Origin of the sequence: Salmonella sp. SAL03688 (assembly GCF_046551895.1) — a bacterium.
GTDB lineage: Bacteria > Pseudomonadota > Gammaproteobacteria > Enterobacterales > Enterobacteriaceae > Salmonella > Salmonella enterica.
Map to the genome: position 1 here is coordinate 1 of NZ_JBGDVI010000045.1, position 5,127 is coordinate 5,127.

General features: G+C 44.7%; 3 protein-coding genes, 3 tRNA genes and 4 pseudogenes. 6 read left to right on the forward strand and 4 right to left on the reverse strand.

All coding sequences use genetic code 11. The features are described from left to right. Positions 1–109: pseudogene (locus tag ACLJR2_RS23475) on the reverse strand (IS110 family transposase); the annotation flags it as partial. Positions 110–178: 69 nt separating this feature from the next. Here ACLJR2_RS23475 and ACLJR2_RS23480 point away from each other — a divergent pair. Then, positions 179–310: pseudogene (locus ACLJR2_RS23480) on the forward strand (transposase); the annotation flags it as partial. A gap of 260 nt (positions 311–570) precedes the next feature. Here ACLJR2_RS23480 and ACLJR2_RS23485 read toward each other — a convergent pair. The 3 genes and pseudogenes from ACLJR2_RS23485 to ACLJR2_RS23495 form a co-directional block, all read right to left on the reverse strand. Beyond that, the gene (locus tag ACLJR2_RS23485) at positions 571–1,389 is read right to left on the reverse strand and encodes a hypothetical protein (RefSeq protein ID WP_001176777.1); all 819 of its coding nucleotides are present in this window, start codon (positions 1,387–1,389) and stop codon (positions 571–573) included. Positions 1,390–1,870: 481 nt separating this feature from the next. After that, positions 1,871–2,116 (reverse strand): annotated as a pseudogene (locus tag ACLJR2_RS23490) (hypothetical protein); the annotation flags it as partial. A gap of 290 nt (positions 2,117–2,406) precedes the next feature. Further along, positions 2,407–2,496: transfer RNA gene (locus ACLJR2_RS23495), tRNA-Ser, on the reverse strand. Positions 2,497–2,584: 88 nt separating this feature from the next. Between ACLJR2_RS23495 and mtfA the strand changes: the two genes are divergently transcribed. The 5 genes and pseudogenes from mtfA (at position 2,585) to ACLJR2_RS23520 (ending at position 4,975) form a co-directional block, all read left to right on the forward strand. Continuing rightward, complete coding sequence (gene mtfA / locus ACLJR2_RS23500; protein ID WP_000598920.1) at positions 2,585–3,382, forward strand: DgsA anti-repressor MtfA; 798 nt, start codon at positions 2,585–2,587, stop codon at positions 3,380–3,382. 100 nt (positions 3,383–3,482) lie between these two features. After that, positions 3,483–3,558 (forward strand) — tRNA-Asn (locus ACLJR2_RS23505). A gap of 167 nt (positions 3,559–3,725) precedes the next feature. Then, positions 3,726–4,031 (forward strand): annotated as a pseudogene (locus ACLJR2_RS23510) (Arm DNA-binding domain-containing protein); the annotation flags it as partial. A 421-nt stretch (positions 4,032–4,452) separates the two neighbouring features. Then, positions 4,453–4,528 (forward strand) — tRNA-Asn (locus ACLJR2_RS23515). 165 nt (positions 4,529–4,693) lie between these two features. Then, positions 4,694–4,975, forward strand: coding sequence for an Arm DNA-binding domain-containing protein (locus ACLJR2_RS23520; RefSeq protein ID WP_001219035.1), 282 nt, complete (start codon positions 4,694–4,696; stop codon positions 4,973–4,975). Positions 4,976–5,127 lie beyond the last annotated feature (152 nt).

The following is a 5,127-nucleotide window of genomic DNA, read 5'->3' on the forward strand; positions in this document are numbered from 1 at the left end:
ATTCTTTTCGGCCAGTGCGTTTCGTATAAACCGGTTTGCCGGCCTGGTTTAACCCGCAGAGCTGAAAAACATTTTTAGCCAGATCAATACCCAGAAATACGATATTCATGGTGATTCTCCTGGTGAGCACATTTCGTACAGTTAACCGCAGCGGGAGGAAGTAGTCCATCCCATTAACTGGAAGAAAAAATTTGCCGGGCCGGGCGTGACGGAACTGCGGCGCCTGCGGAAACTGGAGGATGAGAATCAGCGGCTGAAGAAGCTGGTCGCTGAGCTGAGTCTGGACAAGGAGATGCTACAGGAGGTACTGAACTGACCAGAACACCATGATAAACACTGACAACAAATTAAAAGCGTAGTATTTTTGATTTGCGGCAACAAAATTAATAAGAGTCATGGTAGCTAAAAAAACTCTTTTTCTTTTCCTGTACAAATAAGATAAAAATCGCTTCATCCACCACCGCAAGAATATGTATATTATCTGTTATTACTATTTCGATAACACAATATCAAATTAAATATATCTCTATTACCTATCCATTAGTGTAATTTTCTTAAACTGAAAATTTATCATTTACAGCCCAAACTCTTACGCATTTTTTCTTTTAATGGCTCGGCTACTTCTGGACGTAATTTTGAGTATAAATTTTGTACATTTTCACAGCCAGCAGGTTGGCCTGATGATAAAGGTTCTATTTTCGTCAGGATATTCCACAAAATATAAATTGCAAATGCGATTAGCATTATACTTAAAAAATAAATACGGATACCCCGAGCATTAAACAACGCAGGGACATTTGATGTTTCTTGTTTAACGGATGGCACATAATTTACGACCGGAGCAGCAACCTCAGGAATAACAAGTTGTTTTCCATACGGAACGAAGTATGCAGAAATATGCTCTGGGCTATAACGCTGTTCAACACGTCTCCACTCATCTGACGGAATGAGTAAGAACGATAATGTATCACTAAAAGTGCTGTTCTGATATACCCGCAAACTATATCCACTATTAGCCAATATATGCTCAATGCGCACCAGTTCTGTATCAAAACCATCACTTCCCATTGGGTAGTGATGAAACACATACTGCGTATCAACCAAATTTATCGTTGCTGTTTCAATCTCACTGTCATAATCGAATTTGACCGTGACAGGCTTCTCTCCCTGATTATCTGAAAGTGCCTCAAGCAGGCTAAAAGTTCCCTCTTTCCAGTCAATATTAATTCCGTAGATACTCATAAACAGCGCCTGGTAGTCCTCTAATGCAGACTCAGACAGCCACGGCTCTTTATGTTTCTCCAAAAAAAACTTACGCCTTAAAGAGGCTTGTTCATCATCATTGGCAGCAAAAAAATCAAAAAACTCATCCTGTTCTGGTAATTGCATCGTGGTTCCATCCAGTATTTTATTAATCAAAAACCGATCCCAGCAGCTAATTTCCTCTGCTGTCTATGATAGAATAGAATATGTGATCTCAAAGCGTCAAGATGACAAGACCAAACGAGCACGCATCCATTCAATAAATGAATAAACCCTGTTAATACAAATAGTTTTAAAAATAATTCATCTTGACAACTGAAATTATCTTTATACTGATAGCAGTACAGCCATTTCTGTAAGTTTAAATGACAAATAAAAAACACGGACAAATCGTTTTACGTTATTTCCAATATTTTTCAATGTCTGCCCTCTGTTTTTTTACGTAATCTCTATGTTGTCGCGACGGGAACAATAATAGCGAATTCGCGTATGACGTTTTAGGGGCATCCATAAAAGAGTTTTTTGAAAAACATGAAGGGAGATGAACGGAAAAAGGTTCGTTAAGGCTGGATGCGATCACGTTCGCTTACGGCGAACGTAACCCTTTTTACCTGGCTGCATTTTTCTTCTTCTTTTCGTCCTCAACATGCTTATCAACAGGTGAGTCTTTTAAGCGATTGTTTTGCATGATGTCATCTTCAAGCGATTTTAGATAGCTTGCATCAGTCAGCAAGGCTATTGCCAGCGTTTTCGCATAAAATTGCGCGTGGCTTCGTGTCGTAGGATTTACCGCGTAGGTTCTGGCAAGCTCATGTCCGGGGGAGGCGATATCACCACTGAAAAAGATTTCGCCTCTTTTCCTCCATCCTCCAGCAATCCATTTCCTTTAAGATACCCTTACAAGATCCGTGTGAAGCAACGGCAGTTAAACTGTTTTGTCACCAGAGATGTGAGATGGGCGTTGCAAAAGAGTGTGAGCTTGTGAGCTAAAGAAGATAAAAGTGGATGCCCGACGCGCAGCAAAATGGTAAAAAACAGCATCAGTAGTAAGAAAAATCGAGCGAGTGAAAGAAATTTTAATGCAGGGATTTATGTATGACGAAATCAAAAACGCTTTGTCAGTGATTGATTTTGTTGAATGATTGGCGGAGAGAGGGGGATTTGAACCCCCGGTAGAGTTGCCCCTACTCCGGTTTTCGAGACCGGTCCGTTCAGCCGCTCCGGCATCTCTCCGTATATTGCAATGATGCCAGGTAATTTGGCATTTTAACAGACCCTATTCGGGTAATTTTGTTCAAGTGACGAGTTTACGAGCAAAACGATGATTAAGTGGCCCTGGAAAGCACAAGAAATAACCCAGAACGAAGACTGGCCGTGGGATGATGCGCTGGCTATACCTCTTCTGGTAAACCTCACCGCGCAAGAACAGGCTCGGCTTATTGCGCTAGCCGAACGTTTTTTGCAGCAGAAAAGACTGGTAGCGCTACAGGGATTTGAGCTCGACTCGTTAAAAAGTGCACGTATTGCGTTAATTTTTTGCTTACCGATCCTGGAGCTCGGTATTGAGTGGCTTGATGGTTTTCATGAAGTGCTCATTTATCCCGCGCCCTTTGTGGTAGATGATGAATGGGAAGATGACATAGGTCTGGTGCATAGCCAGCGTGTCGTACAGTCGGGGCAAAGCTGGCAACAAGGGCCCATCATTCTGAACTGGCTGGATATCCAGGACTCGTTCGATGCTTCGGGTTTCAACCTCATTATTCATGAAGTCGCGCACAAACTGGATATGCGTAATGGCGATCGCGCCAGCGGCATCCCTTTCATCCCGTTACGCGATGTGGCTGGCTGGGAACACGATCTCCACGCGGCAATGAATAATATTCAGGATGAAATCGATCTTGTTGGCGAAAGCGCTGCCAGTATAGATGCCTATGCCGCCACCGACCCTGCAGAATGTTTTGCCGTGTTGTCAGAGTATTTTTTCAGCGCGCCAGAACTGTTTGCTCCACGTTTCCCGGCACTATGGCAGCGTTTTTGCCAGTTCTATCGCCAGGATCCTTCTCAGCGCTTACGGGTAAGCGCTGCCGAAGGCGACTACGGCGAGGAATCCGAACATTAATTCCTCACTTTGTGGGTTAATTAACCAATTGAATTGGCGCGTTAATTTTACTGTTGACACGTTATAGCCGGCCCAGTATTATGCGCCTCGTTGAAACAATTCCTCTGTAGTTCAGTCGGTAGAACGGCGGACTGTTAATCCGTATGTCACTGGTTCGAGTCCAGTCAGAGGAGCCAAATTAAGGAAAGCAGACGTTCAGTGACGTCTGCTTTCTGCATTTATATCAACTGGTTATGCCCTTCGTCAGGTTCACTCTCGTTCACTAAAAACCACTCGCAGCCATACCCTTTTGCTGGTAAAGCTGGTTCGATTTGCGGTTTACCAGCATGCGGAGGGAACCGTCATGTCACTGACTGATACTAAAGTAAAAAATGCCAGACCAGCGGAAAAGGCCGTCAAGCTCACTGACGGGCTTGGCCTCTATCGATTCAAAATACTGGCAGACAGGCTATCGCTTCGATGGCAAACAGAAGGTGTTTTCTATTGGGGTTTACCTTGCGGTTTCTCTTGCTGATGCCAGACAACGCCGTGACGAGGCCAAAAGGCTGCTGGCTCAGGGGATTGATCCGAACGCAAAAAACAGGCTGATGAAAAAATCCTTCAGGAAAAGCGCGATAAAACCCGCTCGTCCCGTGTCGTCGCCAAAAGCTGATGCGCCATAATTCTGCCTATGATATTGACGGAAATCTTTTCGCCTTCACCAGAAATTTATCTGCCATTTCCGCTACCGGCGTCAGACTGCCTGTATCAACCATTTTCACAAAATATTTCACGTCTAAAGTTCATTCTACCCCCTGCCCTTAATCTCTACGGCGTTATGTCTCAGAATTATTTGCCAAGTGCCTGCCAGTTTTTCACGTTTCATCAGACGCTGGTACATAGCCATTGCGGTAAGGTCACAGCATTTGACTTGTGCAATTACAGACAAAGTTGCGCCATGCCGGGGCAAAGCAGGGATTAGATCAAAACTTCAACGTTTTGTTGTTTTTGTCAGCAAACAAACGCGCAATCTTATTTCCCCCTTTGACAAGCCGATCGCACATCGTTACTATGCGCCCCGTTCACACGATTCCTCTGTAGTTCAGTCGGTAGAACGGCGGACTGTTAATCCGTATGTCACTGGTTCGAGTCCAGTCAGAGGAGCCAGATTTTAGTTTCGGGACATCCTGGCGAGTCCGGAGACGTATTAAAAAACAAGAAGTTATCTTTACCCGGTTGATCTGAGAAGATTTGCCGGGTTTTTTTGACATCCATAGTTTTTGGGGCTTAATCGGGGCCTCACGGTTCGTTGAGTAAATGGAGCCCCCTCCTATGGCATTAACCGATACCGCTATCCGCAAGATCAAATCCACCGAGAAATCCTTCAAGATCACCGACAGTTCAGGACCCAACCTGCTGCTCAAACCCAACGGCTCAAAACTCTGGTACATGAAGTACCGCGTTGATGGCAAAGAGAAGAAGCTAGAAGCTAGCCTTCGTTACTATCTGGCGCAGGGGTTTAGCAGGAAAGAGGCGCTGGCGATGGTAGCGATGGATTTGGGGCATGGTGACGGGCGTGGGCGGTATGTGGCGCAGGTGTATAGCCAGTTCTGACAGTCGGCTAAGAACGGGATATAGCCATTCGCCCTCTAAGGCTTACTCTTTGAAGGAGAGCGTTCAGAATTCTGTGTCACGTTAAAAATTCTACAGCGTCATCACATTATTCAGCCGCCCTTCAAAATAAATCGCCAACTGCGACAATGTCA

Coding starts and splice junctions, on each gene's coding strand:
- ACLJR2_RS23520 (WP_001219035.1), top strand. CDS start 4,694: ATGGCATTAACCGATACCGCTATCCGCAAGATCAAATCCACCGAGAAA.
- mtfA (WP_000598920.1), top strand. CDS start 2,585: ATGATTAAGTGGCCCTGGAAAGCACAAGAAATAACCCAGAACGAAGAC.
- ACLJR2_RS23485 (WP_001176777.1), bottom strand. CDS start 1,389: ATGCAATTACCAGAACAGGATGAGTTTTTTGATTTTTTTGCTGCCAAT.